The organism is Paraflavitalea sp. CAU 1676 (genome assembly GCF_029223285.1).
Taxonomy (GTDB): Bacteria; Bacteroidota; Bacteroidia; order Chitinophagales; family Chitinophagaceae; genus Paraflavitalea.
Map to the genome: position 1 here is coordinate 1 of NZ_JARHUJ010000023.1, position 1,018 is coordinate 1,018.

The window sequence follows — 1,018 nt, forward strand, 5'->3', positions numbered from 1 at the left end:
CTTTACCCAGGTGGTGCTGTTGCTTTGCGAGGAGGGCCTGTTAAGTATTAAGGAGCTTTATACCGACGGAACCAAAATAGAAGCCAATGCCAACCGGTACACGTTTGTGTGGGGCAATTCTATCAAAGCCAACCGGGAAAAGATGAAGCAGCAATTAAACGAGCTGTGGCAGTATGCTCAGTCGGTAGCTGCTAACGAACTGGATGACACTGACCCTTCTGGCTTCGACAAGATAGATAGTGAAAAAGTTAATCAAACGATCGACAGTATCAATGCAGCCCTGAAGGATAAAGACGTAAGTAAAGAGATCCGTCAAAAGCTGAATTATGCCAAAAAGAACTGGCCTTCAGCGTTGGACAGATACGAACAGCAGGAAAAGATATTGGGAGAAAACAGGAGTAGTTATAGCAAGACCGACCACGATGCAACCTTCATGAGAATGAAGGAGGATCATATGAAAAATGGCCAATTAAAGCCTGGCTACAATGTACAGATCAGCACCAATAACCAATACATCGCATCTTATAGCGTACACCAGAATGCTAACGATACCAACACCCTCATTGGTCACGTAAAACAACATATCGAACAGTTTGGACAGAAGCCTGCAAACATTACGGCCGATGCTGGCTATGGCAGCGAACAAAATTATCAGTGGCTGGAGAAAAAGCGGATAACGGCTTACATCAAGTACAATCAGTTTGATCGAACGCAAAATACAACCATCCGCAGTAAACAATCCTTTGCTACCGACCAATTAGTATATGATGCAGAAAACAACCAATTCTTATGTCCGATAGGTGAGCCTATGCAGCACAAAGGTTGGACAGTGGTAGAAACTAAAGCAGGCTATCCTCAAATTTTGGATAAATACCAGGCTAAAGACTGTAAAAGCTGCTTTTTGAACGGAGTCTGCAACACGCAAAATGGAGATCGAATTATAGAAATATCCCTGAATAATATTCGCTTGAAAAAGGCTGCAGAAAAGCGGCTAAAAACAAAGCGAGGCCTGCAAAAA

1 protein-coding gene is annotated in these 1,018 nt (G+C 43.0%); it reads left to right on the plus strand.

What is annotated here, in order from left to right; translation table 11 throughout:
- Positions 1–1,018: transposase (locus P2H89_RS35410; protein ID WP_275836330.1), on the plus strand; the 1,018-nt coding region annotated here is incomplete at both ends.